2 protein-coding genes are annotated in these 1,579 nt (G+C 78.6%); one reads left to right on the top strand and one right to left on the bottom strand.

All coding sequences use genetic code 11. The features are described from left to right. A partial coding sequence (locus GTY84_RS29945; protein WP_161229548.1) for an ABC transporter ATP-binding protein occupies window positions 1–431 on the top strand: 431 nt, incomplete at its 5' end. Window positions 432–965: 534 nt separating this feature from the next. Here the strand turns inward: GTY84_RS29945 and GTY84_RS29940 are convergent. Then, a partial coding sequence (locus GTY84_RS29940) for an oligopeptide/dipeptide ABC transporter ATP-binding protein (RefSeq protein ID WP_345943564.1) occupies window positions 966–1,579 on the bottom strand: 614 nt, incomplete at its 5' end.

The following is a 1,579-nucleotide window of genomic DNA, read 5'->3' as shown; positions in this document are numbered from 1 at the left end:
AGCGCGAACTCGGCATCGCCTTCGTCTTCATCGCCCACGACCTCGCCGTCGTCCGCCACTTCTCCGAACGCGTCGCGGTCATGTACCTCGGCAAGATCATGGAGGTCGCGGACCGCGAGGACCTGTACGGCAACCCGCGCCACCCCTACACCCGGGCGCTGCTGTCCGCGGTGCCGGAGGCCACGGTCGACGAGACGCCCCGCGAGCGCATCCGGCTGCAGGGCGACGTGCCCTCGCCCATCAACCCGCCCTCCGGCTGCCGCTTCCGCACCCGCTGCTGGAAGGCAACGGAGAAGTGCGCGAGCGAGGAGCCGCCGCTGGTCCGGGCCGAGGGCAACCGCGCCGGCCACCTCACCGCCTGCCACTACCCCGAGGCCGCGCAGGACCCCTCCGCCACCCGGCTCTCCAAGGAGCCCGAGGCGGCCGCCTGACACCCACCCCCTCCCCCGTCGGTCGCCGCACGGGGGACGGACCTTCCACAGCCCGCTCGACCCGGCCGGGACCGGCCCGATCCGGGGGACCACCGGGGGCCCGCGCCTACGACAGGTGCGGGCCCCCGGCGCGTTCCGGGCGCCCCGGGCGCGGTACGGCCGCGCGGTGGGGCCGAGGGGGGCGGGGTGCCCTTGAGGCCCGCCGAGGGCTGCCGGAGCCGCCGGAGCAGCGGTGCCCGTCGGCGGGGGCCGAGGGGCGGGCGCCGGGCGCCGGGTGCCGCGCGCCGGGGCCGGGGCCGGGGCCGGGTGCCGGGGCCGGGGCCGGGTGCCGGGCGCCACGGGCCGCGCGTCCAGGGCGTTGCGGCAGCCCGTACGGGAGCGCCCCGGAGCACCCGCCCCGCGCGCCCCGGAGTCCCTCCCCCATACGGGCGCCGAAGGCCGGGCGCCCGTGAGGGACCGTACGCGGCCCGCCCTCCGGGTGGCGCGGCTGGGACCGTCGCCCCCGCGCCCGAGGGCGGGCCCGGCCCCGGGAGGTCAGACCCGGCCCCCGGCACCCCAACCGTTCTCCGGTCCGTTCCCCGGCGTCTCCGTGCCCTCCGGGGCCGGGCGCGGCGTCGTCCCCGGTCCGCCCGCCGGACCCGGCGGGCCCTCGGCGCCTCCCGAGCCCCCGGGACCTTCCGGGCATCCCGGCCCGCGCGCGTCCTCCGGTGCCGTCAGGGCCGGGTCCAGGACGATGTCCCCCTGCCGGGCCGCCGCCGACGGGTCCTCCGGGTAGTGGCAGGCGGTGAGATGGCCCTCGTGGTTGCCCTCGGCCCGGACCAGCGGCGGCTCCTCGCTCGCGCACTTCTCCGTCGCCTTCCAGCAGCGGGTGCGGAAGCGGCAGCCGGAGGGCGGGTCGATGGGGGAGGGCACGTCCCCGGCCAGCCGGATGCGCTGGCGCCGCCCGCCCCGTTCGCCGTCCGGGTCCACCTCGGGCACGGCGGAGAGCAGGGCGTGGGTGTAGGGGTGACGGGGCCGGGTGTGGATGGACCCGCGGTCGCCGATCTCGATCACCTTGCCGAGGTACATGACCGCGACGCGTTCGGAGAAGTGGCGGACGACGGCGAGGTCGTGGGCGATGAAGACGAAGGCGATGCCGAGTTCGCGCT

Origin of the sequence: Streptomyces sp. SID8352, assembly GCF_009862265.1 — a bacterium.
Lineage (GTDB): Bacteria > Actinomycetota > Actinomycetes > Streptomycetales > Streptomycetaceae > Streptomyces.
The sequence above is the reverse complement of the archived record's forward strand: the minus strand, read 5'-3'. Positions and strand labels throughout refer to the sequence as shown.